This window comes from Variovorax paradoxus (assembly GCF_009755665.1).
GTDB classification, from domain to species: domain Bacteria; phylum Pseudomonadota; class Gammaproteobacteria; order Burkholderiales; family Burkholderiaceae_C; genus Variovorax; species Variovorax paradoxus_G.
The window spans coordinates 1,923,659-1,949,300 of sequence record NZ_CP046622.1 but is presented as its reverse complement, the minus strand read 5'-3'; the positions used below and the strand labels follow the sequence as shown (position 1 = coordinate 1,949,300).

The window sequence follows — 25,642 nt, the reverse complement described above, 5'->3', positions numbered from 1 at the left end:
ATTTTGCATGAATCCATTGTCGATGGACCGGGGCGACCTGGAGCTGGTGCTGGCCATTCGCGACCAGGGCAGCCTGGCGGGCGCATCCGCCACGCTGGACGTGGTGCCTTCGGTGGTGACCAAGCGGCTTGGCGCACTCGAAGCGCGGCTGGGCCAGCGGCTGTTCGAACGCACCACGCGCCGGCTCAGCGTCACGGCGGAGGGCGAGGCTGTTTGCCTGCATGCCAGAGCGCTGCTCGAAGGTTTTGCGGCACTCGAAAGCGAACTCGGCGAGCGGCAGAACGCACTGGTCGGCACGATACGGCTGGCCGCCACCTTCGGCTTCGGCCGGCGCTGGCTCGGCCCTGCGCTGGCAGCGTTTCAGTCACGGCACCCTGGGCTGCAGATCGAACTGCTGCTGACCGAGCGGCTCCCGGACCTCGGGGCCGAAGGCTACGACGGTGCGCTGTGGCTCTGGGCCGTGCAGCAGCGCCGTGCGGCCGATTGGGTAACGCGCCGCATCGCGCGCAACCAGCGCGTGCTCGCCGCCTCTCCTTCATATATAGAGCGGCGCGGCCTGCCGGGCACGGTCGACGCCCTGGGCACGCACGACTGCCTGGTGGCGCGCGAAAACGGCGAGGTCAACCAGCACCAGTTCGCGCTATGGACGCTGCGCCACGCGCGCGATGGCAGCACGGCGCGTGTGCGCGTCCAGGGGCCGCTGACCAGCAATTCCGGAGAGATGGTGCGCGACTGGTGCCTGGCCGGCCACGGAATCATGCTGCGCAGCCTGTGGGATATTGCGCCGCAACTGGCGTCCGGCGAGCTGGTGCGCGTCCTGCCCCACTACGCCATGCCCGATGCGGACATCCACTGGATCGCGCCTTGGCGGCCCAAGACGCCGCGCCGTGTACGCCTGCTGCTCGACCACCTGGCCGAACAGTTCCGCGGCGAGCCCTGGAAACCGGGCAAGGCCGGTTCGCCGCGCTGAAAGAAAAACGCGCCCGGTCAGCGCGCGCTGCGTACCACCAGGCTCACGCCCGCCGCGGTCAGCCCGATGCCCAGCAACGTCACCAGGGTGATCGGCTCGCGGAACAGCAGCCAGGCCATCACCGCCGTGCATGGCGGCACGAGATACAGCAAGCTTGTGACGGCGGTGGCCGTGCCGCGCTGGATCAGCATGTAGAGCAACGAACTGCCGCCGAGCGACAGCACCAGCACCGACCACGCCATGGCGCCCGTCGAGTACACGTTCCATTCGATGCCCTGCGTTTCCATGGCCGCAAAGGGCAAGGTCACGAGCAACGCCGCGGCCATCTGCACGGCGCTCGCGCTGCGAACGTCGCACGGCGCGACGAAGCGCTTCTGGTACAGCGTGCCTGCGGTAATCGAAAGCAGCGCCATGACGGCGAGCCCCATCGTCAATGCGCTGACCTCGGTGCCCTGGCCGAACTTGCGCGACACCACGAGCACCAGGCCCGCAAACCCCAGGACCAGCCCCGCCCATTGGCGCTGCGAAATGCGCCCGCCGGTGAATGAGAGCCAGATGGCGGTCAGCACCGGCTGGATGCCGACCATCAGCGCCACCAGCCCCGCGCCCATGCCCGCATGCACGGCCGCCCACACGCCGCCCAGGTAACCCGCCTGCATCAGCACGCCCGTGGCCGCAAGGTGCCCCCACTGCGCGCGCTCCTTCGGCCAGGCAACCCGCGCCAGCGCGACCCAGATGCAGAAGCACAGCAGAGAAAGCGCATAGCGCACGGCCAGGAACTTGAGCGGCGGCGCATAGGGCATGCCGTAGCGCGCAACGATGAAGCCCGTGCTCCATATGAGCACGAAGACCGCCGGCATGGCTCGCAGCCACCCGGAGCCACGTGCCGTGGCCGCCACCGTCATTTGCTGTGGGCCCGGATCTCGGGAATGGCCTTTTGCAGGTAATAGACCATCGACCACACGGTGAGCACCGCCGAGATCCAGATCAGCCACTGGCCCCAGAGGCCCGTGTCGATGACCTTGAACAGGCGCCCGTCATACAGCAGGAAGGGAATCGCGACCATCTGCACGGTCGTCTTGACCTTGCCGATCATGTGGACCGCCACGCTCTTGCCGGCGCCGATTCGCGCCATCCATTCGCGCAGCGCCGAGATGGCGATTTCACGGCCGATGATGATCAGCGCCACGAACACATCGGCGCGCTGCAGGTGCACCAGCACCAGCAGCGCGGCGCACACCAGGAACTTGTCGGCCACCGGATCGAGAAAGGCGCCGAAGGCCGAGGTCTGGTTCAGCTTGCGCGCCAGGTAGCCGTCGAGCCAGTCCGTGGCTGCAAAGACGATGAACATCACCGTGGCAATCAGGTTGCGCATCGGCTCGGCCATCGGCAGGTAGAACACGCCAACGATCAATGGAATCGCGACGATGCGCGTCCAGGTCATGATGGTCGGGAGGGTCCAGAACATGCGGGCGATTGTGTCATGCGCGCGTGACGGGCCGAAGGCCAAGGGGCAAATCGGCCTCAGTGCAATGCGCGATAGATTTCCTCGGCAAGGTCGGTGGCAATGCCTTCGACCGATGCGATGTCTTCGACGCTGGCCGCCGCCACGCCGCGGATTCCGCCGAAACGCTGCAGCAGGCGCGCCCGGCGCTTCGGCCCGATGCCCGGAATGTCTTCGAGCTGGCTGCCGCCCACGCGCACCTTCGCGCGCTTGGCACGCATGCCCGTGATGGCGAAGCGGTGCGCCTCATCGCGGATCTGGGCGATCAGCATCAATGCGGCAGAGTCCTTGCCCAGGTAGACCTTCTCGCGGCCGTCGGCAAACACCAGCTCCTCGAGCCCGACCTTGCGGCCCTCGCCCTTCTCCACCCCCACGATGAGCGACAGCGCCAGGCCGAGCTCGCTGAACACTTCGCGCGCCATCGATACCTGGCCCTTGCCGCCATCGACCAGCACCAGGTCGGGCATGCGCGCGGCCTTGGTCTTCGCTGGCGCATCGCTGCCGGCGCCCGCGGCATCGCCCATGGGCGGCGCATCGGTCTCGGCCGCCATGGCCTCGGCGAGCTTGCCGTAGCGGCGATGCAGCACCTGGCGCATTGCGGCGTAGTCGTCGCCGGGCGTGATGCCCTCGATGTTGTAGCGGCGGTACTCGCGGTTCTGCATCGTGTGGTGCTCGAACACCACGCAGGATGCCTGCGTGGCCTCGCCCGCGGTGTGCGAGATGTCGAAGCACTCGATGCGAAAGTTGTCGAGGTCGTCGGGCGCAAGCTCCAGCGCATCGGCCAGCGCGCGGGTGCGCGCCTGCTGCGATCCCTCTTCGGCCAAGAGGCGTGCCAGCTGCAGGCCCGCGTTCGTCTCGGCCATTTCGAGCCAGTGCCTGCGCTGCTCGCGCGGCTGGAACACCGCGGTCACGCGCGAACCGGCCTGCTGCGAAATCGCCTCCATCAGCTCGCGGCCCACAAGATGGCTCAGCACCAGCGTGGCGGGCACCGGCACATCGATGTAGTGCTGGGCAATGAAGGCCTCGAGCACCTGCACTTCGATCGGATCGGCCGGCACGGGCACCGCGCCTTCTTCCGCATCGAGCTCGCCATGATGAATTTGCGCCGCGTCTTCCACGTGCACGGGAAAGTAGGCGCGGTCACCGAGGTGTCGGCCGCCGCGCACCATTGCCAGGTTGACGCAGGCCTTGCCGCCCTGCACCTTCACGGCGAGGATGTCCACGTCCTTGTCGGAAGCAATTTCGATCGACTGCTGGTGCAGCACGCGCGAGATCGCCGACATCTGGTTGCGCAGCTCGGCGGCCTGCTCGAATTCGAGCTTCTCGGCGTGCTCGGTCATGCGCGCCTCGAGCTTCGACAGCACGAGCTGGGTGTCGCCCATCAGAAAGGCTTCGGCGCTGGCCACGTCCTGCGCATAGGCCTCGGGCGTGATGTAGCCCACGCAGGGCCCGGTGCATCGCTTGATCTGGTACAGCAGGCAAGGCCGCGTGCGGTTGGCGTACACCGTGTCTTCGCAGGTGCGCAGCTTGAACACTTTCTGCAGCAGCTGGATCGACTCCTTCACCGCCCAGGCGCTCGGGTACGGCCCGAAATAGCGATGTTTCTTGTCGACTGCGCCACGGTAATAGGCCAGGCGCGGAAACTCGTGCGAGGCGATCTTCAGGTATGGGTAGCTCTTGTCGTCGCGAAACAGGATGTTGTAGCGCGGCTTGAGCGTCTTGATGAGGTTGTTCTCGAGCAGCAGCGCCTCGGCCTCGGAGCGCACCACGGTGGTCTCCATGCGCGCGATCTTCGAGATCATGTGGCCGATGCGCGTGCCGCCATGGCTCTTCTGGAAATAGTTCGCAACCCGCTTCTTGAGGTTGCGCGCCTTGCCCACATAGAGCACCGCGCCGGCCGCATCGAAATAGCGGTACACGCCCGGCAACTGCGGCAAGGCCGCGACTTCGCTGAGCAACTGATCGGAATGCACGTCTGACATGGCGGCTATTGTGGCGCGCTGAAGAAGGCGGAAACACGGCGACCAGCTCGGCCGCCGCGTTTGTTATGACCCGGAGCTACTTGGCAAGTTCGCTCACCAGCCGGTACAGGAACTCGCGGCCGTCATACAGTCGCTGGATCTCGATGCGCTCGTCCAGCCCGTGGGCGCGCGCGTCCGCCGGGTCGAGGAACATGCCCGTGACACCGTACATCGGAATGCCGGCGTTGCGCATGAAGCGGCTGTCGGTGGCGCCCGTGCTCATTGCCGGCACCACCGGCACGCCCGGCCACATGGCCTGCGTCACCGATTCGACCGTCTTCACAAGGTCGCCGTTCAGCGGAGAGGCCGGGCTGCGCAGCGGCTTGCCGACATTCCGCACCACGATCTTGTCGTTGCCGATGGCCTGGGTCAGCAGGCGTTCGATTTCCTCGGGGTCGTCGTGCGGCAGGATGCGGCAATTGACGGTGGCCTTGGCCGACTGCGGCAGCGCGTTCTCGGCATGCCCCGCCTGCACCATGGTTGCCACGCACGTGGTGCGCAGTTGCGCGTTGTAGGCCGGGTTGGCCGAAAGCCGCTCGATCACGGCGGCATCGGGGTTGCCGCCGCCAATGGCACGCATGTCGTCGGCCAGCTGGCCGGTGGCAAATGGCGCGCTGCGTGCGAAATAGGTCTTCGTGACATCGGCCAGCTTGACCGGGAACGCGTAGTTGCCCAGACGCTCCAGGCCCGCCGACAGCGCATAGATCGGGTTGGTCTTTGTCGGCACCGAACTGTGGCCGCCCGCGTCGCGCGCTTCGAGCATGTAGGTGGTGTACATCTTCTCGGCCACCTGCATGCGGTGCAGGTTGGGCTTGCCGCCGCGCAGTTCCCCGCCGCCGCCTTCGTTGATGCCGAATTCCGCCTGCAGCAGCTCGGGCTTGTTGTTGATCAGCCAGAAGGCGCCATTGCTGAGCGCATCGCCGCGCTCCTCGTCCGCCGTCAGCGCCAGGATGATGTCGCGGCTGGGCTTGAAGCCTTCCTGCTTGAGCTGCCCCAGCACCGACACCAGCGCCGCGGCCATGGCCTTGTCGTCGATGGAACCGCGCGCCGTGAAATAGCCGCCGGTTTCCTGCAGCTTGAAGGGATCGGTCTTCCAGTCTTCGCGCTTGGCCTCGACCACGTCGATGTGCGCCAGCAGCAGCAACGGCTTCTTGCTGCCGTTGCCCTTGAACCGCAGCACCAGGTTGCCCTTCTTGGGGAAGGGCTCCAGGATCTGGATGTCGCCCGGGGCAAAGCCCGCCTCGACCAGCCGCTTTTCCATCGCACGCGCCGCCAGCGTGTTGTCGCCCACCGAATGGCTGGTGTTGATCTCGATGAGCTCCTTGTAGATGCCATGAAATCGCTGTTGTTGCGGCGTGAGCGACGGCGTGGTTTGCGCCGAGGCGCCCACGATGCCGCCCAAGGCCAAGGAAAGGGCGAGCATGGTTCTCGCCGTGCGAAGGCAACCAGGGAAAAGCGGCGAACGGCGGGTCTTCATGCGCATGGTTTCTCGCTCCGGAATGTTGTGGTGCCGGCCAGCATACCAAGCAGCCACGGCTGCCCCGGCCCGCCGAAGACAGGCACACTGGCACCATGCAATGGGACATCTTCTGCAAGGTCATCGACAACCACGGCGACCTGGGTGTGTGCTGGCGGCTGGCCAGCCAGTTGGCGGCGCTCGGCGAGCGCGTGCGGCTGTGGATCGACGACGCCACGGCGCTGCGCTGGATGGCGCCCGCCGGCTGCGAGGGCGTGAGCGTGGTCGATTGGCTCGACCCCACCGCCATCCGGCAGGCCGCCGCAACCCCGCCGCCCGACGTGCTGATCGAGGCCTTCGGCTGCGAACCGGCACCCGAGTTGATCGCCCGCTTTGCCGAGCCGCCGACCGCGGGGGAGCAGGATCGGGCGTGGATCAATCTCGAATACCTCTCGGCCGAGCCCTATGTCGAGCGGCTGCACGGGCTGCCTTCGCCGGTGTTCAAGGGACCCGGTGCGGGGCTGACCAAGCGCTTTTTCTATCCGGGCTTCACGCCCGCCACCGGCGGCCTGCTGCGGGAGCCCGGCCTGCTGGAACGGCGGGCGCATTTCGATCGCGGGCAATGGCTGGCGGCGCAGGAAATCCCCCGCCGCGAAGGCGAGCGGCTCGTTTCGCTCTTTTGCTACGAGCCCCCGGCGCTGGGGACGCTGCTCGAGCAACTGGCAGCAGATTCGCAGCCGACCCGGCTCCTCGTGACTTCAGGCCGCGCCGCACATGCGGTCAACGCATTCTTTTCAGGCCGGGACCAACCGGACCGCGAGCTTTCAGGGTGGGGCGCGCTATCAATTTCATACCTCCCCTATCTCACGCAGCCGGATTTCGACCATCTTCTGTGGGCCTGCGACCTGAACTTCGTGCGCGGCGAAGATTCGCTGGTGCGCGCCCTCTGGGCCGGCGCGCCCCTGGTCTGGCAGATCTACCCGCAAGACGACGACGCGCACCATGTGAAGCTCGGCGCCTGGCTCGACTGGCTCGGCGCTCCGCCGTCCCTTCGGCAGTTTCACCACGCCTGGAACGGCTTTGGCGACGGCCCCCTGCCCGCTCTCGAAACGCAGGACGCGTGGCGTGAAACCGTGCTCGCCGCCCGCCAAAGGCTGTGCGACCAAGAGGACTTGGTCACTCAATTGCGGCATCTGGTCGCCGGAAAAAGCTAAAATAGTGGGCTTTGCGGATTTCGGCCCGGATTACACAGATCCGAGATGCTGTCCGCCAAACCTGCCGCGGGACATGTACCGCGGGGCCAAGAACGCCGGCAAGACGTTGCACCGCAACATTGCAAACGTCGCCCATGGCCCCGTGCACCGAGCGGCCAACATCCAGAGAACCTGATATGAAAATCGCTCAAGAAATCCGCGCCGGCAACGTCATCATGCACGGCAAGGACCCGATGGTCGTCCTCAAGACCGAATACAGCCGCGGCGGCCGCAACTCCGCCACCGTGCGCATGAAGCTCAAGAGCCTGATCGCCAACTTCAACACCGAAGTGGTCTTCAAGGCCGACGACAAGATCGACCAGATCGTGCTCGACAAGAAGGAGTGCACCTACTCCTACTTCGCCGATCCGATGTACGTCTGCATGGACACCGAGTACAACCAGTACGAAGTCGAAGCCGAGAACATGGGCGACGCCCTGAACTACCTCGAAGACGGCATGCCGGTCGAAGTGGTGTTCTACGACGGCAAGGCCATCTCGGTCGAACTGCCGACCAGCGTCGAGCGCGAAATCACCTGGACCGAGCCGGCCGTCAAGGGCGACACCTCGGGCAAGGTGCTCAAGCCCGCCAAGATCGCAACCGGCTTCGAAGTGCCGGTTCCGCTCTTCGTCTCGCAGGGCGACAAGATCGAAATCGACACCCGCACCGGCGAATACCGCAAGCGCGTCTAAACGCTCCCTGGCTGGCTCAACCGCCACCCTGACAAAAGGCTCCGAAAGGAGCCTTTTTGCGTTGATGGGCGTACCCTTTGCCCTCATGAACACGTCCGCCAGCGTTCGCACCGAAATCGATGGGCCGGTCAGCACCATCGTCATGAGCCGCCCGAAGCAGCGCAACGCCGTCGACCGGCCCATGGCCACCGCGCTGCGCGCCGCTTTCGAGCGCTTCGAGGCCGACGAAAGCCAACGCGTAGCCGTGCTGTGGGGCGAGCACGGCACCTTCTGCGCGGGCGCCGACCTCAGCGCGGTCAGCGACCCGGTCCGGCGCAATGAGCTCGACCCTGACGGTGGCGGCTCCGGCCCGATGGGGCCCACCCGCATGGCGTTGAACAAGCCACTGATTGCCGCCATCAGCGGCCATGCGGTGGCCGGAGGTCTCGAACTGGCCCTGCTGGCCGACCTTCGGGTGGCCGAGGAAGACGCGGTACTGGGCGTGTTCTGCCGCCGCTGGGGCGTGCCGCTGATCGACGGCGGCACCGTGCGGCTGCCGCGCATCGTCGGCATGGGCCGCGCGCTCGATCTCATCCTGACGGGCCGGCCCGTGAGCGCCCAGGAAGCGGCTGACATGGGGCTGGTGAACCGCCTCGTGTCCAAGGGCCGAGCCCGCGAGACAGCCGAAGCGCTTGCGCGCGAGATTGCCGCCTTTCCGCAGCAATGCATGCTGGCGGATCGCCATTCCGCCTGCGCCCAATGGAACTTGCCGCTGGCCGAAGCGCTGCAGCAGGAAGGGCGCCTGGGCGTGCCGATCGTCGCAGCCGAAGGCACTGCCGGCGCCGAACGCTTTGTTCGAGGCGCGGGGCGGCACGGCACTTTCTGAACCGGCGGGCATGCCGGTTGCAAGGCTGCACAATGCACAAGTCTTCCTGTCTGATTCCTTCATGAACAACACGCACGACCTTCACGACAAACGCCTTGCCGACGCCTGGGCCACGCTCAAGACGCATTCCGAAAAAGGCCTCCCGCTCGACCCCGATCCCTCGCGCATCGCCTTCGCCGACCCCGAGTTCTTGCTGCGCCGCGAGACCCGCGGGATCCGCATGCAGCTCGAGCTGATGAAGCCCGATCTCGAGCAGCGCGCCCACGGCATCGAAAACACCGTGGTGGTGTTCGGCAGCGCCCGCTTTCGCAGCGAAGAAGAAGCTGCCGCCCTGGTGGCGCAGGCCGAAGCCAGCGGCGATGCCGTTGCGGCCGAGCGCTGGCGCCGGCTGGCGCGCAGCTCGCACTACTACGAGAAGGCGCGCGCCTTCGGCAAGCTGGTGGCGCAATACAGCGAGGGCAAGCAGCCCGAAGACAAGCTCTTTGTCTGCACCGGCGGCGGCCCCGGCATCATGCAGGCGGCCAACCGCGGCGCGCATGAAGGCGGCGGCATTTCGGTCGGCCTGGCCATCGCGCTGCCGATGGAAGAAGAAGCCAACCCGTACGTCACGCCGGCGCTGAGCTTCAAGTTCCACTACTTCGCCATCCGCAAGATGCATTTCATGATGCGCGCGAAGGCGCTCGTAGCCTTTCCGGGCGGCTTTGGCACGCTCGACGAGCTGTTCGAAGTGATCACGCTGGTGCAGACCAGAAAGTCGAAGCCGGTGCCGATCGTGCTGTTCGGCTCGGCCTACTGGAAGAAGCTGATCGACTTCGACTTCCTGGTCGACGAAGGCGTGATTTCGCCGACGGATGTGAACCTGTTCGAGTATGTCGACGCGCCCGAAGACGCGTGGGACGCGATCAAGCGCTTCTACAAGCTGTAGGCGCAGACAGCGCCAAGCCTTCGGGGCTTTCAGGCCTTCAAGCCCCACGTGGCCCGGGCGCCCAGCGCAACCACGGCGCCCACCACCCAGAAAACCCCGGCAATACCGATCAGCGCGCCGATCGATCCGAACAGCATCGGCATCGCCACGCTCGATGCATTGATGGTCATGAGCCGCAAGCCCAGCGCTTCGCCGTGCCGCTCGTGCGGCGTGATCTGGTGCAGCATGCTCATCACCATGGGCTGCACGGCCCCGAGCGCGAAGCCCAGCACCACGGAGCACAAGCCCATCGTCAGGGCCGAATCGAGCAGCGGATAGACCGCGAACACCGCCGCAGTGACGATGGTGGAAATCAGGATCACGCTGCGCTCCGAAGCGCGCGAGGCAATGAGCGGCAGCACGACACGGATGGCGGCGGCCGCGATGGCAAAGGCACCAAGAATGGAGCCGATGACCGAAGCGCTGATGCCGCGGTCGTGCCCCAGCACGGGCAGCACGAAGGCATGCACGTCCCAGCTCGAAGACTGAAGCCAGTTGACGAACAGCAGGCGCCGGAACATCGGCTCGCGCAGCAGGTCCCAGGCCCGCGTGGGTACGGCCCCTGCCGCCGGCGCGGCGGGTGGCGGCTCGTGCGCGCCCCGTGCAAGCAGCCAGCAGACGATGGGCAGCACCGCCATGGCCGCAAAGCAGACCCGGAAGGCCAGCATGTCCGCCGGCGCGCGGCCCGCGTGGTCGATGAGCATGCCGGCGACAAACGGCCCGACGAAATTGGCGACCGCAGGCGCAATTGCGAGCCAGCTGAACACACGCTTGAGTTGCGTGGCATTGGTGGCGGAGCGGCCCACATGCCGCTGCAGCGCAATGACGGTCGCGCCGGTGGCTCCGCCGGTCAGCAGCGCGGCGAGGCACATGACCGGGAAGACCGGAAAAATCACCACGAGCCCCGCACCGCCCGAAGCCGCAATGACCGAAAGCCACAGCGGGCGCTTGAAGCCGTGCCGGTCGGCAAACCTCCCCGCGGGCAGTGCAAGGAACACCTGCGTGAGCGCGAACAGCGCAATCAGCACCCCGACCGCCGCTGCGCTGTACCCCTGCTGCAGCGCCAGCAGCGGCGTTGCGAGCCGCATGCCGGCCATGGTGGCGTGCAGGCACACCTGGGCCCCGATCACTCGCAGCAGTTCAGCGCCTTTCACGGGGTGTCGTCGCCCTCGCTGTCGGCCGTGGGGGGCAGCAGCACCTGCGACTGCGCCTCGGGCAGCGCCTCGACCTTGCGCAGCGCAAGGCGCATCTGCTTGGCGCGCGTATCGGCCTTGTCGAGCGTGTCGGAAGCCTTGGCCACCTGCTCCTTGATGCGCGACACCCATTCGCCATAGCGCTCGAATTCGGTCTTGACCGCGCCCAGCACCTTCCACACCTCCGAGGCCTGCTGCTCGAGGGCCAGCGTGCGAAAGCCCATGTGCAGGCTGTTGAGCATGGCGAGCAAGGTGGTCGGCCCCGCCAGCGTCACGCGGTGCTGGCGCTGGATGGCATCCATCAGGCCCGGGCGGCGCAGCACCTCGGCGTAGAGGCTCTCGACCGGCAGGAACAGGATGGCGAAGTCGGTGGTATGCGGCGCCGCCAGGTAGTTGTCGGCAATCGACTTGGCCTCGCTGCGGATGCGCGCCTCGAGCGCCTTGGCCGCAAGCTCCGCCCCGGGCGCGTCGGCGCGCTCGTGCGCATCGATCAGGCGTTCGTAGTCGTCGCGCGGAAACTTGGCGTCGATCGGCAGCCACACCGGCGCGCCGTCGTCGCCGCGGCCCGGAAAGCGAATGGCAAAGTCCACCCGCTGGCCGCTGCGCGGCTTGGTTTCGATCTGCTTGGCGTACTGGTCCGGAGTCAGCACCTGCTCGAGCAGCGCCTCGAGCTGCACTTCGCCGAACACGCCGCGCGTCTTCACGTTGGTCAGCACGCGCTGCAGGCTGCCGACGCCTACGGCCAGCGTCTGCATTTCGCCGAGGCCCTTGTGCACCTGCTCGAGCCGGTCGGCCACCTGCTTGAAGCTCTCGCCCAGCCGCGCTTCGAGCGTGCTCTGCAGCTTCTCGTCGACGGTCTTGCGCATCTCGTCGAGCTTGGCGGTATTGCTCTGCTGCAGCTGCGCCAACTGCGCTTCCATCGTTTCGCGCACTTCGGCAAGGCGACGCGCGTTGGAATCGCTCAAGCCCTGCAGTTGGGTGTTGAGCGTGTCGGCCAGGCTCTTCTGCAGCGATGCGAGCTGCAGCGAGAAAGCATCGAGCTGCGCATTCTGCGTACGAGTGGCCTCGGCCCCCTGCTGCACCAGCGACTGCTGGAAGGTGGCAAAGGCCTGTGCGGTTTCCTGCCGCGCACCGCGCGAGCTCTCGCCGATTTCGTGGCGCAGCTCGCGCTCGGTGCGCTCGTTGGCCGCGCCCATGGCGGCCAGCACGGTCAGCATTTCGCTGTGGTCGGGCTTGGGCTGGCGGCGCGCGAGCAGCCAGATCACCAGCACGACCTGCACCACGGCAAAGGCGGCCAGCAGAAGAAGAATCAAGTCGGTCGATTGCAAAATGGGATCGCTGTTTTCGCTTGGGTTTGCGGGTGTTACTTGCCGGCCGCCGGAACGGGCGTAACGGGCGTGAGCGGCCCCTTGCCGCCGAACCAGGCAATGAGGTTGTCGGCCGCGAGCTCAGCCATGGCGCGGCGCGTGGGCACTGTGGCGCTTGCGATGTGGGGCGTGAGCACCACGTTGGGCACGGTCAGCAGATCGGGGTGGACCTTGGGCTCGCCTTCGAACACGTCCAGGCCCGCCGCCGCAATGCGCTTTTCGCGCAGCGCCACGGCCAGCGCCGCGTCGTCGACGATGCCGCCGCGGGCAATGTTCACCAGCGTGGCGGTCGGCTTCATCAGCGCGATTTCAGCCGCGCCGATGGTGTGGTGCGAAGCCGGCGAATACGGCACCACCAGCACCACGTGATCGGCCGTCTTCAGAAGCTCTTCCTTGCTGACGTAGCTGGCCTTGCATTCGGCCTCGAGAGAAGCGTCGAGCCGCGAGCGGTTGTGATAGACCACCTTCATGCCGAAGCCGTGCGCGCCGCGCTTGGCAATGCCCTGCCCGATGCGGCCCATGCCGATGATGCCGAGCGTGGAACCATGAATGTCGGAGCCGGCGAACATGTCGAAGCTCCATTTCTGCCACTTTCCCGCGCGCAGGAAGTGTTCGCTTTCGGTAATGCGGCGGGCCGTGGCCATCAGGAGCGCAAAGCCGAAGTCGGCCGTGGTCTCAGTGAGCACGTCGGGCGCGTTGGTGCCCAGCACGCCGTGCGCGGCCATCGCGTCGACGTCGAAGTTGTTGTAGCCCACTGCCATGTTGGCGCAGATCTTCAGGCCGGGGCACGCGTCGAGCACCGCGGCATCGATGCGCTCGCTGCCGGTGGTGAAGGCGCCCTGCTTGCCTTGGAGCCTCGCAATCAACTGCTCCTTGCTCCAGCTCTCGTCGGACTGGTTCGACTCGACTTCGAAGTGCTGCGAAAGGCGTTCGATGGTTTCGGGAAAGATCGCGCGTGCGACCAGTATCTTGGGCTTGCTCATGATGATGTCTGCGCCTATCGGAAAAAGATGAAGGTGGAGAGAACGAACAGCGGAATCAGGATGGCCACCGACCATGCCATGTAGCCGAAGAAGCTCGGCATGCGCACGCCGCGGCTCTCGGCAATGGCCTTGACCATGAGGTTGGGCGCATTTCCGATGTACGTGTTGGCGCCCATGAACACGGCGCCGGCTGAAACGGCTGCCAGTGTGGTGGCGTAGGTGGTCATGAGGGCCGCGGCCTCGCCGCCCGCGGTGTTGAAGAACACCAGGTAGGTCGGTGCGTTGTCCAGGAACGAGCTCAGGATGCCCGTGGCCCAGAAGTACATCGCCGGATCGGGCAGGCCATCGGAGCGGGTCACCGCGGCCACCACCGAGCTGAAGGGCCCGTGTACGCCCGCCTTGAGCATGGCGATCACGGGAATGATGGTCAGGAAGATGCCCGCGAACAGCTTGGCCACCTCGGCCATCGGGCCCCATTCGAATTGGTTGTCGGCATGCACCTTGGCCGAGGTGATCTTGAGCGAAAGCAGCGTGATGGCGATCAGGCCGATGTCGCGCACCAGCCCCGGCAGGCCCACCCTCGTGCCGAACACATCGAAGCCCACGGGCGACTTCCAGATGCCCGAGAGCAGCACGAAGAAGATGATGCCGCCCAGCAGCCAGAAATTGGCCGCACCGTCGAAGCCGAGGCGCTGGGTATCGGGCGTCGGGTCGAACGGCAGCACGCCCTCCTTGCGGTAGTGATGGCGGTCGATCACGTAGAACAGTGCCAGCAACGTGCCGATGAGAAACAGCGTTTCGGGAAAGATGTTTTTCGCCGTCCAGAAAAAGTCGACGCCCTTCAGGAAGCCGAGGAACAGCGGTGGGTCGCCCAGCGGCGTGAGCGAGCCGCCCGCGTTCGACACGATGAAGATGAAAAACACCACCACGTGCGCCTTGCTCACGCGGTTGTCGTTGGCGCGGATCAGCGGCCTGATCAGCAGCATCGAGGCGCCCGTGGTTCCCATGAAGCTCGCAAGCACCGCGCCAATCGCAAGAATGGCCGTGTTGAGCCCGGGTGCGCCATGCAGGTTGCCGCGAATATGGATGCCCCCCGCCACCGTGAACAGCGCGGTGAGCAGGATGATGAAGGGGATGTATTCCTCCACCAGGGCATGCACAAGCTGGGCTCCGGCCAGCGGCGCACCGTAGATCGCGGCAAAGGGAAGAAGAAATGCCAGCGCCCAGGCGGCCGAGATCTTGCCGTAGTGGTGGTGCCAGAACCCCGGGGCGAGCAGCGGCATCAGCGCGATCGACAGCAGGATGCCCGCGAATGGAACACCCCAGAGCGCCGAAAGCTTGCTGCCGTCGAATTCGGCAGCCATGGCAAGCGCGGGAAACATCATCGGCAGCACTGCGGCCGCCGCCAGGCGAACTGTTTTTTTCATGGGGCCGTACCGTACCAGACGAGAGTCAGGCCGGCGGCTGTTCGATCTCGAATACCTGGCGCAGGTACGCCAGGTATTTTTCGTCCTCGCACATGTTCTTGGACGGCGTGTCCGACAGCTTGGCCACGGGCTGGCCGTTGCAATTGATCATCTTGATGACGATCTGCAGCGGCTCGTAGCCCAGGTCGTTGGTGAGGTTGGTTCCGATGCCGAACGCCAGCTGGCAGCGGCCGCGGAACTGCTGGTAGAGCTCGATGGTGCGCGGCACGGTCAGGCCGTCGCTGAAGATCAGCGTCTTGGTGAGCGGATCGACACGGTTCGCGGCGTAGTGCGCCAGCATGCGTTCACCCCACTGGAAGGGGTCGCCACTGTCATGGCGCGCGCCGTCGAACAGCTTGCAGAAGTACAGGTCGAAGTCGCGCAGGAAGGCGCTCATGCCATACACGTCGGACAGCGCAATGCCCAGGTCGCCGCGGTATTCACGGGCCCAGCTCTCGAAGCCGAAGATCTGGCTGTCGCGCAGCCGCGGGCCGAGCGCCTGGCAGGCCTGCAGGTATTCATGGGCCATGGTGCCGAGCGGAATAAGGCCCAGCTTCATGGCGTACAGCACATTGCTGGTACCCGCGAGCTGCGGCAGCCGCGCACCGGGCTTGGGGTGCAACGTCGGCGGCGTCACCGCGCCCAGCCGCGCGTTGAGCGTGCGCAGCACTTCTTCATGCCAGTCCTTGGAGAAGCGGCGGCGCGTGCCGTAGTCGGCAATCTTGAGATCGGCAAGGCCGGCATCCTGCAGTTGCCCGATCTTGGTTTCCAGGCGCCGCCGGCCTTCCTCGAAGTCGGGCTTCTTCTGCGTGTTGCGGAAGTAGACCTCGTTCACGATGGCCAGCACCGGAATCTCGAACAGGATGGTGTGCAGCCACGGCCCCTGGATGCGGATCTCGAGCTCCCCCGAGGGTTGCGGAATGATGTTGATGTATTTCTCGTTGAGCCTGAAGAGCCCGAGAAAGTCGACGAAGTCGCTCTTGATGAAACGCATCGACCGCAGGTAGGCCAGTTCGGCATCCCGGAACTGCAGCGAGCAGAGGCTTCGCACTTCTTCGCGGATCTGCCCGGCGAACTGCGCCAGGTCGACACCGGGGTTGCGGCACTTGAACCGGTACTCGACCCGGGCGCCGGGAAAGTGATGCAGGACGACCTGCATCATGGTGAACTTGTAGAGGTCGGTGTCGAGCAGGCTGTGAATGATCATGGTGCGGCGCGCGTTGTCCCAAGCTTTTCGGCGTGCGTTCGATTATCACGGGCAGAGTCGGCTTGTGCCTACGGGGCCTGCACTGCACGTCCTACCGTCAGGGTGAATCGGCCCCGCCACATTTTGTTCACGGCGGCCAACGAGCCCGCCGAATCAACCGTACAAGGAGATTCGCATGAACAAGGACACCATTGAAGGCAACTGGAAGCAGCTCAAGGGCAAGGTCAAGGAGCAATGGGGCAAGCTGACCGACGACGACTTCGACGTCATCGCCGGCAAGCGCGACCAGCTACTCGGCCGCATCCAGGAACGCCACGGCATCAGCCGCGACGAAGCCGAAAAACAAGTCAAGGAATGGGAATCGCGCGACGGCCGCACGCCGGACACCCTCTGGTACGAAAAGTATTGATGCCTGCGGGCGGCCGAACGGCTGCCCCTGCGCCCCGGCCTCTTCTCAGGTTTTTCCTCTCAACTGCAAAAAGAAAGAACACCAATGAAAAAACATCTGCTCATGCTCGCTCTCGCCTCCACCTGCTTCATGGCCACGCACGCCAGTGCCATGACCCAGAATGAATACAAGGCCGCCAAGGACAAGATCGAAGCCGACTACAAGTCCGCCAAGGCCCAGTGCGATGCGATGAAGGACAACGCGAAGGACGTTTGCGAGAAGGAAGCCAAGGGCACGGAGAACGTGGCAAAGGCCGAACTCGAGCAACAGTACAAGCCGAGCGATGCACACGCCCGCAAGGTTTCTGAAGAAAAGGTAAAGGCCAAGTACGAAGTCGCAAAGGAAAAATGCGACGAACAGAAGGGTGACGCCAAGTCCGCCTGCGAGAAGCAGGCCAAGGCCGACGAAGCCCAGGGCAAGGCCGACATCAAGGCCATGAAGAAGACGATGTAAGACCATCGCGGTCCTGACGGGCTGCATGGAAAAGAACGGCGCCCTCGGGCGCCGTTTTTCATGGCATCAGTTTTTCAGGGAGTCGACCACGCGCTGCAGCGCCTCCGGCAACGGCACCGGCCGCTGCGTGGCCCGGTCGACATACACATGCACGAAGTGGCCCTGTGCCGCCGCGCTTTCCGCACCCTCCGCAAAGAGGGCAATTTCGTACCGGACGCTCGACCGGCCCGCCTGGGCCACGCGGATGCCGGCTTCCACCGTTTGCGGAAACGCGATCGGCGCGAAGTAATTGCACTGCGTCTCGACCACGAAGCCGATGACCTGCCCCTGGTGGATGTCGAGCGCGCCGCGCTCGATCAGCAGCGCATTCACCGCCGTGTCGAACCAGCTGTAGTAGACGACGTTGTTGACATGGCCGTACATGTCGTTGTCGGCCCAGCGCGTGGGGATGCTGCGAAACGCGCGGTAGCCGCTCCGGGAATTTGGCGTGGGTTTGGTGGCGGAGCTCATCGCGCGGCATTTTGCCAGCGGCGCCAGTACTCGAAGGCCACCCTGAAGGTGCCGAGCTGCACCTGCACCGTCTCGGCAATGTCGCTGGCGTAGCCGCCGGCCATGGCAAAGGCCACCGGAATGCGGCGCTGCCAGGTCCAGTCGAACACCCGCCGGTCCCGCGCCTCCAGGCCGTCGAACGTCAGCTTCAACCGGCCGAGCCGGTCGCGCTCGAAAGGGTCGGCACCCGCCAGGTAGATCACCAGCCCGGGCGCAAAGCGCCGGTCCAGTTCGTCGAGCGCATGCTCGAGCGCCGTGAGGTAGTCGGCATCTCCGCATCCGTCGGGCAGCTCGACGTCCAGGTCGCTCGCCTCCTTGCGGAACGGAAAGTTCTTCTGGCCGTGCAGGGAGAGCGTGAAGACGCTCGGGTCGTTGCGAAAGATGCTCGCCGTGCCGTTGCCCTGGTGCACGTCGAGGTCGATGACCGCCACCTTCAGCTGCCGGCCGCTGCGGCCATGCTCGGCCTGCATCAGCCGTGCGGCCACCGCGGCATCGTTGAAGACGCAGAATCCCCCGCCCTTGTCGGCATAGGCGTGGTGCGTGCCGCCCGCCATGTTGGCCGCCACGCCCCCGGCAAATGCCGCGCGGCAGGCCGCGATGGTTGCCCCGGTGGAGCGGCGGGAACGCTCGACCATCGCCTCGCTCCAGGGAAAGCCGATTTCGCGGATCGCCTGCGGGCTTACGCTGCCGTCGCTGATGGCTGCTATCCACTGCGGGGTATGGGCCAGCGCCAGCTCGCCGTCGGTGGCGCGCGGGGCCTGGTCCATCTCCACGCCGGGCAGGTGCTCGAGCAGCCGGTCGCGCAATAGCGCGTAGCGGGACATTGGAAAGCGGTGGCCGGGCGGCAAAGGCAGGACGAACTGGCCGGAATAGAAGGCGCGCATGGCCGCATTCTGGGGCGCGAGCCGAATTTAGAAAGTGTGTTCTAAATTGCTGCAAAGCAGCAAAACCCCCTTGATCGCAAAGCTGTGCTGCCTATACTTGAGGCCATGCTGCACCGCAACAAAAACAAAGACGACGAGGCAGCGCAACGTGAACCGACCACCATCATCCTTACTGGAGATTCCACATGGCACTGACCGCTGACCAAATCCTCGCCGCCCAAAAAGCAAACCTCGAAACCCTGTTCGGCCTGACCACCAAGGCTTTCGAAGGCGTAGAGAAGCTCGTCGAACTGAACGTGACCGCTTCCAAGGCTGCCCTGGCCGAAGCCGCCGGCACCGCCCAAGCCGCCCTGAACGTCAAGGACGCGCAAGAACTGCTGACCCTGCAAGCCAGCCTGTTCCAGCCCCTGGCCGAAAAGACCGCCGCCTACAGCCGTCACCTGTATGACATCGCCCAAGGCACCGGCGCCGAGTTCACCAAGGCTTTCGAAGCCAAGGCCGCTGAAGCCCAGCAAACCTTCGTCGGCCTTGTCGACAGCGCTTCCAAGAATGCACCCGCCGGCTCGGAAACCGCCGTGGCCGTGCTGAAGAGCGCCGTGGCTGCCGCCAACAACGCTTTCGAATCGGTCCAGAAGGCCGTCAAGCAAGCGTCGGACGTTGCCGAAGCCAACTTCAACGCCGTGTCGTCGCAAGCCGTCGCCGCCGCGAAGACCGCGACCACCGCTCGCAAGCGCTAAGCCGCCGACCACCACCAGTTGTCTCCTTGGGTCCTCACGGATCCAATTCAGGCCTCATCTCCGGATGAGGCCTTTTTTTATGTGCTGCCGGCCCTCTTCGATAATGCGGGTCTTATTTCAGGAGACTCTCAATGCAGATCGACGGCAAGGTTTTTATCGTGACCGGTGGCGCTTCGGGCCTCGGCGAAGGCACGGCGCGCATGCTGGCGGCCAATGGCGGCAAGGTGGTCATCGCCGACATGCAGGCTGAAAAAGGCGAAGCCGTCGCCAAGGACATCGGCGGGGTATTCGTGAAATGCGACGTGAGCCAGGAAGCCGACGGCCAGGCGGCGGTTGCGGCGGCGCAGAAGCTCGGCAAGCTGGTGGGCCTGGTCAACTGCGCGGGCATTGCGCCAGCCGAGAAGACCGTGGGCAAGAACGGCGCGCACGCGCTGGCCGTGTTCAGCAAGACCGTCACCGTCAACCTGATCGGCAGCTTCAACATGATCCGCCTAGCGGCCGAAGCCATGAGCAAGAACGAGCCCGAAGCCACCGGCGAGCGCGGCGTGCTGATCTCGACCGCCTCGGTTGCGGCCTACGACGGCCAGATGGGCCAGGCGGCGTACAGCGCCTCGAAGGGCGGCGTGGTCGGCATGACGCTGCCCATTGCGCGCGACCTGGCCCGCAACGGCATCCGCAACATGACCATCGCGCCCGGCATCTTCGGCACGCCCATGCTCTTCGGCATGCCGCAAGAGGTGCAAGACGCGCTGGCCGCCAGCGTGCCCTTCCCTTCCCGCCTGGGTACGCCCGAGGATTACGCCAAGCTCGCCAAGCACATCATCGAGAACGACATGCTCAACGGCGAGGTGATTCGTCTCGACGGAGCGATTCGACTTCCGCCCCGGTAAGCGGCGGCACCGCCGTGCTGCCGGTGCGGTCCAGGCGCTCGTACTGGGCGATGACCTGGGCCCCCAGCAGCACGAGCGTGGCGGCAATCTCCAGGCTCAGCAGCACCACGATGGCCGTGGTGAGCGACCCGTAGACCACGTTCACCTGCGAGAGCGTCGAGAAGTACCAGATCAGCACGTGCCGCGTGGCCTCCCACAGCAGCGCGGCCGTCACGCCGCCCAGCAGTGCGTGGCGCAGCGACATGCGGCCGGCCGGCATCACCAGGTAGAGCGAGGTCAGCATGAAGATTTCGCCGCCCAGCCCAAGCAGGTAGAGCAGCAGCCCTGACACGCCCGAGAGCGACCAGTTGCGCCCGAACAGGTCGACGCTCTCCTGCCCCACCAACTGCAGCGCACCCGAAACCAGGGTAACCAGCAGCAGCCCCACGCACAGGCACAGGATGTAGATGTAGGGCATGACGGCCGACACCAAGAAGTGGCGCTTGTGGTCCGCCTTGCGGTGATGAAAGATCACCGCCATTGCGCTTTCGAGGATGCTGAAGGCCAGCGAGCTGAAAAAGATCATCGTGACGAGCAGCACCGGCCCCATCACGTCCCGGTGGTCGAGAAAGTTCGACAGCTCCGCGACAATGGCTTTGGACTGCCCGGGCAGCAGCCACTCGAGATACCGGCCGATGGTGCGCAGCAATTCGGCCTGCTCGATCACATGCGACATCGCGATCACGCTCACGATGAGCAGCGGCACGATGGAAAGCAGTGCGTAATACGCCACCGCGCCCGCCAGCAGCAAGCCCTGGTTGGCGCGAAACGCCTTGAGCGCATCCCACACGAATCTGAGGGGGTGGCGCAGCAGCGGCGCGACGTGTTGCAATGGGTTGGGCGTCTTCATCCGTGGAAATCCGGCCGTTCGTCCGTGCGGGCAGTATGCCGTCCGCGCGCGGGCGTTCTGCCGCTTGCGTATGATTTGCCGCTCTTCGCCTACATGACCATCCCCGCTTCTTTCATCCAGGAACTCATCGCGCGTGCCGACGTGGTGGAGATCGTCGGGCGCTATGTGCAGCTGAAGAAGGCCGGCGCCAACTTCATGGGCCTGTGCCCGTTCCACGGCGAAAAATCGCCCTCTTTCTCGGTCAGCCCCACCAAGCAGTTCTATCACTGCTTCGGCTGCGGGGTGCATGGCAACGCCATCGGTTTTCTCATGGAACACGCGGGCATGGGCTTCGTCGAAGCGGTGCACGACCTGGCCGGCCAATACGGCCTGCAGGTGCCCGAGGACGACGCCTCGCCCGCCGAGCGCGCCCGCGCCGCGAACCAGCGCCAGAAGCAGGCCACACTGACCGACGTGCTCGAAAAGGCCGGCGAGGCCTACCGCAAGTCTTTGCGGCAGGCGCCGGGCGCCATCGAATACCTGAAGGGCCGCGGCGTTTCGGGCGAAGTGGCCAAGCAGTTCGGCATCGGCTATGCGCCGGCCGGCTGGCGCGCCTTGGCCAGCGTGTTTCCGGACTACGACGACCCGCTGCTCGCCGAAAGCGGCCTGGTCATCGTCAACACCGAAGACGGCGCCGAAGACGCCAAGCGCTACGACCGCTTCCGCGATCGCGTGATGTTCCCCATCCGCAACGTCAAGGGCGAATGCATCGGCTTCGGCGGGCGGGTGCTCGGCGACGAAAAGCCCAAATACCTGAATTCCCCCGAAACGCCGGTCTTCAGCAAGGGCCGGGAGCTCTACGGCCTGTACGAGGCGCGCGCCGCCTTCCGCGAGCGCGGCTATGCGCTAGTGACCGAGGGCTACATGGACGTGGTCGCCCTGGCGCAGCTCGGCTTTCCGAATGCGGTGGCCACGCTCGGCACGGCTTGCACTACGGAGCACGTGCAAAAGCTCTTCCGGTTCACCGAATCGGTGGTGTTCAGCTTCGACGGCGATGCAGCCGGCCGGCGCGCGGCGCGCAAGGCGCTCGACGGCGCCCTGCCCTATGCCACCGACGTGCGCAGCATCAAGTTCCTGTTTTTGCCGGCCGAGCACGACCCCGACAGCTTCATCCGGGAATTCGGCGCCGACGCGTTCGCGCGCTTCGTGCAAGAGGCCACGCCGCTCTCGCGCTTCATGATCGAAGCCGCGCGCGAGGGCTGCGATCTCACCACCGCCGAGGGCCGCGCCCACATGAGCAGCAACGCGCGGCCGCTCTGGAGCGCCATGCCCGACGGTGCGCTCAAGCGGCAGATGCTGAGCGAGATCGCCACGCTGGTGCAGCTAGACGCCAACGCCCTGTCGGAGCTCTGGGCCGCCACGCCCGGCCCGCGCAAGGCGGCTGCGGCACCCGCGCCGCGCCACTCCGGCGAGCCGGGCGATCCGTTCGACTACGCCGACATGCCGCCGCCGGCCGAGTACGAGCCGCCCCGCTACGAAAGCGATAGCGGCGGCAAGCCCCGCGGCAAATTCACCAAAGGCAAGCGCTGGGGCGGCAAGTTCGAGGCCCCCATCGAGCCCCTGCGCGGCCGCGGCAAGCCGCCAAGCCGGCCCGACGTGGCGGTGCGGCTGCTGCTGTCGAACATGGCGCAGTGGGAGGCCCTGTCGCACGAACTCCACGTGATGCTGTGCGACCTGCCCGGCCAGCACGGTGCGCTTTTTACCTGGCTCGACAGTCAGCTGCACGAGCATGGCGTGCAGCCTTGGGCGGCGCTGCGCGAAGGCATGCGCGGGCTCGACTTCGAACCGCTGGCGGAGCGGCTCATGAGCGTGTCAGAAGCCGCGCCGGTGCCCGAAGGAGAAGAAGACCAGCACCTGGCCGATGCGGCCAAGGAGCTTTCGAGCGTGCTCGATTTCATGCTCGACGACCGGCTGAAAGCCCAGCAGAGCGAGGCCATTGCCGCCGTGGGCACGGACCCGAAGGCCCTGGAGCGCTACAAGGCCCTGGAGGCGCGAAGGCTCGAATTGCGCACCCGGCTGAAGCCCTCCGGTGCATAAAGTGCTTGAAATTTGCGCAATAGGCTATAATGTAAGGCTTCGCAACTGGCGAAATTAGGCAAGAGCGACAGCAGCACCTCCGGGCCGACCCCTAGCGCAACGCACTCCAACGGAAAAAATCCGTCGGAAAGGGTCAATTACCGCAAGGACTGCACACCAAATGTTCGCCCGACATCTTGCCTGACGAGGAATTTCTTCCTCTTTCCCATTTGTACTGTCCGTGCCTGTGCGCGGGCTTTGTGTCTCGTCCGTGCTGTGCACGGGCCGTGGCGGTGCTGCCCATGTGGCGGTGCGCCTGTGATTTCGCTTGGTCCATCTTGCTGTAACGAGGTCGTATGCCCAGTTCAAAGAAGCCTGCTCCTTCACTCGCCAAAGGCGTCGCCGCAAAGTCTGTCGCAGAAAAACCGTTGAAAGCTGGCGTTATGCCGGCAACTAAGTCGGGTGCCGCCGCGTCCAAATCGGCAGCCGCAACGAAAGTGAAAACCGTGCCCACGAAATCGACCTCCATCGACGATCCGAAAAAAGCCGCCGCCAAGACGGTTGCCGCCGCCCCTGTCGCCAAGAAAGTCGGCCGCCCGCCCAAGGCCGCCGGCGCTGCCGCGCCCGCCACCGGTGCCAAGCGCGGCCGCAAGCCCAAGGCCGGCAATGACGCCCCCGAGAGCGACATCGACCTGTCGGACATCGAGGAAGACCTGGTCGGCGACGAGCCGGCGGCTGCCACGACCACCGAGGAAAAGGTCAAGCCGCTGCGCATGAAGATCAGCAAGGCGAAGGAACGCGCCTTGATGAAGGAATTCGGCCTCGACGAGACCGTGCTCTCCGAGGAAGACCTGGCCAAGCGCCGCTCGCGCCTGAAGACCCTGATCACGCTGGGCAAGACCCGCGGCTACCTCACGCACGGCGAAATCTCCGACCACCTGCCCGACAAGCTGGTCGACGCCGAGACCATGGAAGTCGTGGTCACCATGCTCAACGACATGGGCGTGGCGGTGTACGAGCAAACGCCCGACGCCGAAACCCTGCTGCTGAACAACACCGCGCCCACCGCCACCACGGTGGAAGAAGCCGAGGAAGAAGCCGAAGCCGCGCTTTCCACGGTGGACAGCGAATTCGGCCGCACCACCGACCCCGTGCGCATGTACATGCGCGAAATGGGCACGGTCGAGCTGTTGACGCGCGAAGGCGAAATTGAAATCGCCAAGCGCATCGAAGGCGGCCTGATGGCCATGATGGAAGCCATTTCGGCCTCCCCCGCCACCATTGCCGAAATCCTGCGCCTGGCCGCAGACATTCGCGAAGGCAAGGTCGTCATCTCCACCGTGGTGGACGGCTTCTCGAACCCCAACGAGGCCGACGACTATGTGGCCGAAGAAGACTTCGACGAATTCGACGAGGAAGACGACGACGACGGCAAGGGCGGCTCCAAGGCGCTGACCAAGAAGCTCGAAGAACTCAAGCGCGACGCGCTCGAGCGTTTCGATCGCATCGCCGTCATGTTCGAGAAGGTCCACAAGATCTACGACAAGGAAGGCTACGGCACGCCGGCCTACCAGAAGGCCCAGCAGGCCCTGTCGGACGAGCTCATGACCATCCGCTTCACGGCCAAGACCATCGAGAAGCTGTGCGACCTGGTTCGCACGCAGGTCGACGACGTTCGCAAGAAGGAGCGCGAGCTGCGCCGCATCATCGTGGACAAGTGCGGCTTCCCGCAGGACGAGTTCATTCGCGACTTCTCCGGCTACGACAAGAACGGCAACCGCGTGCCGTCGAACCTGCTCAACCTGAAGTGGGTCGAGAAGCAGGCCGCCTCCGGCAAGCCCTGGAGCGCCGTGCTCGCGCGCAACATTCCGCCAGTGCAGGAACTGCAGCAAAAGCTCGCCGACATCCAGTCGCGCGTGGTGGTGCCGCTCACCCAGCTCAAGGAAATCAACAAGCGCATGAACGAGGGCGAATCGTCCTCGCGCGATGCCAAGAAGGAAATGATCGAGGCCAACCTGCGCCTCGTGATCTCCATTGCCAAGAAGTACACCAACCGCGGCCTGCAGTTCCTCGACCTGATCCAGGAAGGCAACATCGGCCTCATGAAGGCGGTCGACAAGTTCGAATACCGCCGCGGCTACAAGTTCTCGACCTACGCCACGTGGTGGATCCGCCAGGCGATTACCCGGTCTATCGCGGATCAAGCTCGAACCATCCGCATTCCGGTGCACATGATCGAGACGATCAACAAGATGAACCGCATCTCGCGCCAGCATCTGCAGGAGTTCGGCTTCGAGCCGGACGCCAGCATCCTGGCCGCGAAAATGGAAATCCCGGAAGACAAGATCCGCAAGATCATGAAGATTGCGAAGGAGCCGATCTCGATGGAAACCCCCATCGGCGACGACGACGATTCGCACCTGGGCGACTTCATCGAGGACAGCAGCAACACGGCCCCCATCGAGGCCGCAATGCAGGCGGGCCTGCGCGACGTGGTCAAGGACATCCTGGACAGCCTCACGCCGCGCGAAGCCAAGGTGCTGCGCATGCGCTTCGGCATTGAAATGAGCACGGACCACACGCTGGAAGAAGTCGGCAAGCAGTTCGACGTGACCCGCGAGCGCATCCGCCAGATCGAAGCCAAGGCCCTGCGCAAGCTCAAGCATCCTTCGCGTTCGGACAAGCTGCGCAGCTTTATTGATACGCTCTAAGCCGGTCTCCCGGTATTTCTCTGACGAGGAGGCGCCCGCAAGGGCGCTTTCTTTTTTGGCCTTCGGATAAGAAAAATGGAGCAAA

23 protein-coding genes are annotated in these 25,642 nt (G+C 65.2%); 11 read left to right on the top strand and 12 right to left on the bottom strand.

Annotation, left to right across the window (positions count from 1 at the left end):
- Positions 1 to 7: 7 nt before the first annotated feature.
- The gene (locus tag GOQ09_RS09045) at positions 8 to 970 is read left to right on the top strand and encodes a LysR family transcriptional regulator (protein ID WP_157613132.1); all 963 of its coding nucleotides are present in this window, start codon (positions 8 to 10) and stop codon (positions 968 to 970) included.
- 17 nt (positions 971 to 987) lie between these two features.
- Here the strand turns inward: GOQ09_RS09045 and GOQ09_RS09040 are convergent, their stop codons facing one another.
- The 4 genes from GOQ09_RS09040 to GOQ09_RS09025 form a co-directional block, all read right to left on the bottom strand.
- Positions 988 to 1,875 (bottom strand): DMT family transporter, encoded by an 888-nt coding sequence (locus GOQ09_RS09040; RefSeq protein WP_157613131.1) that lies wholly within the window; start codon positions 1,873 to 1,875, stop codon positions 988 to 990.
- A complete protein-coding gene (gene pgsA / locus GOQ09_RS09035; RefSeq protein ID WP_055804902.1) occupies positions 1,872 to 2,438 on the bottom strand; it encodes a CDP-diacylglycerol--glycerol-3-phosphate 3-phosphatidyltransferase in 567 nt (188 codons plus the stop codon). Before pgsA ends, GOQ09_RS09040 begins: the two co-directional genes overlap by 4 nt.
- 56 nt (positions 2,439 to 2,494) lie before the next feature.
- Positions 2,495 to 4,456 carry an excinuclease ABC subunit UvrC gene (uvrC, locus tag GOQ09_RS09030; RefSeq protein WP_157613130.1) on the bottom strand — a complete coding sequence of 654 codons (1,962 nt, stop codon included), beginning with the start codon at positions 4,454 to 4,456 and terminating at the stop codon, positions 2,495 to 2,497.
- Between the two features lie 76 nt (positions 4,457 to 4,532).
- A complete protein-coding gene (locus GOQ09_RS09025) occupies positions 4,533 to 5,918 on the bottom strand; it encodes a M20/M25/M40 family metallo-hydrolase (RefSeq protein ID WP_242631041.1) in 1,386 nt (461 codons plus the stop codon).
- Between the two features lie 149 nt (positions 5,919 to 6,067).
- On the opposite strand from GOQ09_RS09025, the gene earP reads away from it, so the two are divergent.
- The 4 genes from earP to GOQ09_RS09005 all read left to right on the top strand — a co-directional run bounded on the left by earP (position 6,068) and on the right by GOQ09_RS09005 (position 9,686).
- Positions 6,068 to 7,165 (top strand): elongation factor P maturation arginine rhamnosyltransferase EarP, encoded by a 1,098-nt coding sequence (gene earP, locus GOQ09_RS09020; protein WP_157613128.1) that lies wholly within the window; start codon positions 6,068 to 6,070, stop codon positions 7,163 to 7,165.
- A gap of 176 nt (positions 7,166 to 7,341) precedes the next feature.
- Positions 7,342 to 7,896 carry an elongation factor P gene (gene efp / locus GOQ09_RS09015; protein ID WP_012746921.1) on the top strand — a complete coding sequence of 185 codons (555 nt, stop codon included), beginning with the start codon at positions 7,342 to 7,344 and terminating at the stop codon, positions 7,894 to 7,896.
- 85 nt (positions 7,897 to 7,981) lie between these two features.
- On the top strand, positions 7,982 to 8,761 hold the full coding sequence (locus tag GOQ09_RS09010; RefSeq protein WP_157613127.1) for a crotonase/enoyl-CoA hydratase family protein: 780 nt from the start codon (positions 7,982 to 7,984) through the stop codon (positions 8,759 to 8,761).
- A 61-nt stretch (positions 8,762 to 8,822) separates the two neighbouring features.
- A complete protein-coding gene (locus tag GOQ09_RS09005) occupies positions 8,823 to 9,686 on the top strand; it encodes a TIGR00730 family Rossman fold protein (RefSeq protein ID WP_157613126.1) in 864 nt (287 codons plus the stop codon).
- Between the two features lie 29 nt (positions 9,687 to 9,715).
- On the opposite strand, the gene GOQ09_RS09000 is transcribed toward GOQ09_RS09005, so the two are convergent.
- From GOQ09_RS09000 to pncB, 5 genes are read right to left on the bottom strand one after another with little or no spacing between them, the layout of a single operon-like run.
- Entirely contained in the window at positions 9,716 to 10,879 is a 1,164-nt protein-coding gene (locus tag GOQ09_RS09000; protein ID WP_157613125.1) for an MFS transporter, read from the bottom strand.
- Positions 10,876 to 12,231: a DNA recombination protein RmuC gene (locus GOQ09_RS08995; protein ID WP_157613124.1), complete on the bottom strand. Its 1,356-nt coding sequence runs from the start codon at positions 12,229 to 12,231 to the stop codon at positions 10,876 to 10,878. Before GOQ09_RS08995 ends, GOQ09_RS09000 begins: the two co-directional genes overlap by 4 nt.
- A 50-nt stretch (positions 12,232 to 12,281) precedes the next feature.
- Positions 12,282 to 13,268: a 2-hydroxyacid dehydrogenase gene (locus tag GOQ09_RS08990; RefSeq protein ID WP_157613123.1), complete on the bottom strand. Its 987-nt coding sequence runs from the start codon at positions 13,266 to 13,268 to the stop codon at positions 12,282 to 12,284.
- Between the two features lie 14 nt (positions 13,269 to 13,282).
- On the bottom strand, positions 13,283 to 14,695 hold the full coding sequence (locus GOQ09_RS08985) for a sodium:proton antiporter (protein ID WP_157613122.1): 1,413 nt from the start codon (positions 14,693 to 14,695) through the stop codon (positions 13,283 to 13,285).
- Positions 14,696 to 14,720: 25 nt separating this feature from the next.
- Positions 14,721 to 15,941 (bottom strand): nicotinate phosphoribosyltransferase, encoded by a 1,221-nt coding sequence (pncB, locus tag GOQ09_RS08980; RefSeq protein WP_157613121.1) that lies wholly within the window; start codon positions 15,939 to 15,941, stop codon positions 14,721 to 14,723.
- 175 nt (positions 15,942 to 16,116) lie between these two features.
- On the opposite strand from pncB, the gene GOQ09_RS08975 reads away from it, so the two are divergent.
- Positions 16,117 to 16,350 carry a CsbD family protein gene (locus tag GOQ09_RS08975; protein WP_157613120.1) on the top strand — a complete coding sequence of 78 codons (234 nt, stop codon included), beginning with the start codon at positions 16,117 to 16,119 and terminating at the stop codon, positions 16,348 to 16,350.
- 84 nt (positions 16,351 to 16,434) lie between these two features.
- On the top strand, positions 16,435 to 16,842 hold the full coding sequence (locus GOQ09_RS08970; RefSeq protein WP_157613119.1) for a hypothetical protein: 408 nt from the start codon (positions 16,435 to 16,437) through the stop codon (positions 16,840 to 16,842).
- Between the two features lie 66 nt (positions 16,843 to 16,908).
- Here the strand turns inward: GOQ09_RS08970 and GOQ09_RS08965 are convergent, their stop codons facing one another.
- Together GOQ09_RS08965 and GOQ09_RS08960 are read right to left on the bottom strand one after the other, a co-directional pair.
- The gene (locus tag GOQ09_RS08965; protein ID WP_157613118.1) at positions 16,909 to 17,352 is read right to left on the bottom strand and encodes an acyl-CoA thioesterase; all 444 of its coding nucleotides are present in this window, start codon (positions 17,350 to 17,352) and stop codon (positions 16,909 to 16,911) included.
- Entirely contained in the window at positions 17,349 to 18,275 is a 927-nt protein-coding gene (locus GOQ09_RS08960) for a histone deacetylase family protein (RefSeq protein ID WP_157613117.1), read from the bottom strand. The genes GOQ09_RS08965 and GOQ09_RS08960 overlap by 4 nt, the downstream gene beginning before the upstream one ends.
- Before the next feature lie 185 nt (positions 18,276 to 18,460).
- Here GOQ09_RS08960 and GOQ09_RS08955 point away from each other — a divergent pair, with 185 nt between their 5' ends.
- Together GOQ09_RS08955 and GOQ09_RS08950 are read left to right on the top strand one after the other, a co-directional pair.
- Positions 18,461 to 19,012, top strand: coding sequence for a phasin family protein (locus GOQ09_RS08955; protein WP_126747372.1), 552 nt, complete (start codon positions 18,461 to 18,463; stop codon positions 19,010 to 19,012).
- Between the two features lie 131 nt (positions 19,013 to 19,143).
- Positions 19,144 to 19,902 carry a 3-hydroxyacyl-CoA dehydrogenase gene (locus GOQ09_RS08950; RefSeq protein WP_157613116.1) on the top strand — a complete coding sequence of 253 codons (759 nt, stop codon included), beginning with the start codon at positions 19,144 to 19,146 and terminating at the stop codon, positions 19,900 to 19,902.
- On the opposite strand, the gene GOQ09_RS08945 is transcribed toward GOQ09_RS08950, so the two are convergent.
- Positions 19,850 to 20,791, bottom strand: coding sequence for a YihY/virulence factor BrkB family protein (locus GOQ09_RS08945; RefSeq protein ID WP_157613115.1), 942 nt, complete (start codon positions 20,789 to 20,791; stop codon positions 19,850 to 19,852). The two genes, GOQ09_RS08950 and GOQ09_RS08945, sit on opposite strands and share 53 nt — an antisense overlap.
- A 93-nt stretch (positions 20,792 to 20,884) precedes the next feature.
- Here GOQ09_RS08945 and dnaG point away from each other — a divergent pair, with 93 nt between their 5' ends.
- Both dnaG and rpoD read left to right on the top strand, forming a co-directional pair.
- Complete coding sequence (gene dnaG / locus GOQ09_RS08940; protein WP_157613114.1) at positions 20,885 to 22,867, top strand: DNA primase; 1,983 nt, start codon at positions 20,885 to 20,887, stop codon at positions 22,865 to 22,867.
- A gap of 335 nt (positions 22,868 to 23,202) precedes the next feature.
- Positions 23,203 to 25,557, top strand: a complete 2,355-nt coding sequence (rpoD, locus tag GOQ09_RS08935; RefSeq protein ID WP_157613113.1) for an RNA polymerase sigma factor RpoD — start codon at positions 23,203 to 23,205, stop codon at positions 25,555 to 25,557.
- Positions 25,558 to 25,642 lie beyond the last annotated feature (85 nt).

What these genes read in the sequence shown, in the direction of transcription:
- GOQ09_RS09045 (WP_157613132.1), top strand. Translation starts at nt 8, where the DNA reads ATGAATCCATTGTCGATGGACCGGGGCGACCTGGAGCTGGTGCTGGCC.
- GOQ09_RS09040 (WP_157613131.1), bottom strand. Translation starts at nt 1,875, where the DNA reads ATGACGGTGGCGGCCACGGCACGTGGCTCCGGGTGGCTGCGAGCCATG.
- pgsA (WP_055804902.1), bottom strand. Translation starts at nt 2,438, where the DNA reads ATGTTCTGGACCCTCCCGACCATCATGACCTGGACGCGCATCGTCGCG.
- uvrC (WP_157613130.1), bottom strand. Translation starts at nt 4,456, where the DNA reads ATGTCAGACGTGCATTCCGATCAGTTGCTCAGCGAAGTCGCGGCCTTG.
- GOQ09_RS09025 (WP_242631041.1), bottom strand. Translation starts at nt 5,918, where the DNA reads ATGCTCGCCCTTTCCTTGGCCTTGGGCGGCATCGTGGGCGCCTCGGCG.
- earP (WP_157613128.1), top strand. Translation starts at nt 6,068, where the DNA reads ATGCAATGGGACATCTTCTGCAAGGTCATCGACAACCACGGCGACCTG.
- efp (WP_012746921.1), top strand. Translation starts at nt 7,342, where the DNA reads ATGAAAATCGCTCAAGAAATCCGCGCCGGCAACGTCATCATGCACGGC.
- GOQ09_RS09010 (WP_157613127.1), top strand. Translation starts at nt 7,982, where the DNA reads ATGAACACGTCCGCCAGCGTTCGCACCGAAATCGATGGGCCGGTCAGC.
- GOQ09_RS09005 (WP_157613126.1), top strand. Translation starts at nt 8,823, where the DNA reads ATGAACAACACGCACGACCTTCACGACAAACGCCTTGCCGACGCCTGG.
- GOQ09_RS08990 (WP_157613123.1), bottom strand. Translation starts at nt 13,268, where the DNA reads ATGAGCAAGCCCAAGATACTGGTCGCACGCGCGATCTTTCCCGAAACC.
- GOQ09_RS08985 (WP_157613122.1), bottom strand. Translation starts at nt 14,695, where the DNA reads ATGAAAAAAACAGTTCGCCTGGCGGCGGCCGCAGTGCTGCCGATGATG.
- pncB (WP_157613121.1), bottom strand. Translation starts at nt 15,941, where the DNA reads ATGATCATTCACAGCCTGCTCGACACCGACCTCTACAAGTTCACCATG.
- GOQ09_RS08975 (WP_157613120.1), top strand. Translation starts at nt 16,117, where the DNA reads ATGAACAAGGACACCATTGAAGGCAACTGGAAGCAGCTCAAGGGCAAG.
- GOQ09_RS08970 (WP_157613119.1), top strand. Translation starts at nt 16,435, where the DNA reads ATGAAAAAACATCTGCTCATGCTCGCTCTCGCCTCCACCTGCTTCATG.
- GOQ09_RS08965 (WP_157613118.1), bottom strand. Translation starts at nt 17,352, where the DNA reads ATGAGCTCCGCCACCAAACCCACGCCAAATTCCCGGAGCGGCTACCGC.
- GOQ09_RS08960 (WP_157613117.1), bottom strand. Translation starts at nt 18,275, where the DNA reads ATGCGCGCCTTCTATTCCGGCCAGTTCGTCCTGCCTTTGCCGCCCGGC.
- GOQ09_RS08955 (WP_126747372.1), top strand. Translation starts at nt 18,461, where the DNA reads ATGGCACTGACCGCTGACCAAATCCTCGCCGCCCAAAAAGCAAACCTC.
- GOQ09_RS08950 (WP_157613116.1), top strand. Translation starts at nt 19,144, where the DNA reads ATGCAGATCGACGGCAAGGTTTTTATCGTGACCGGTGGCGCTTCGGGC.
- GOQ09_RS08945 (WP_157613115.1), bottom strand. Translation starts at nt 20,791, where the DNA reads ATGAAGACGCCCAACCCATTGCAACACGTCGCGCCGCTGCTGCGCCAC.
- dnaG (WP_157613114.1), top strand. Translation starts at nt 20,885, where the DNA reads ATGACCATCCCCGCTTCTTTCATCCAGGAACTCATCGCGCGTGCCGAC.
- rpoD (WP_157613113.1), top strand. Translation starts at nt 23,203, where the DNA reads ATGCCCAGTTCAAAGAAGCCTGCTCCTTCACTCGCCAAAGGCGTCGCC.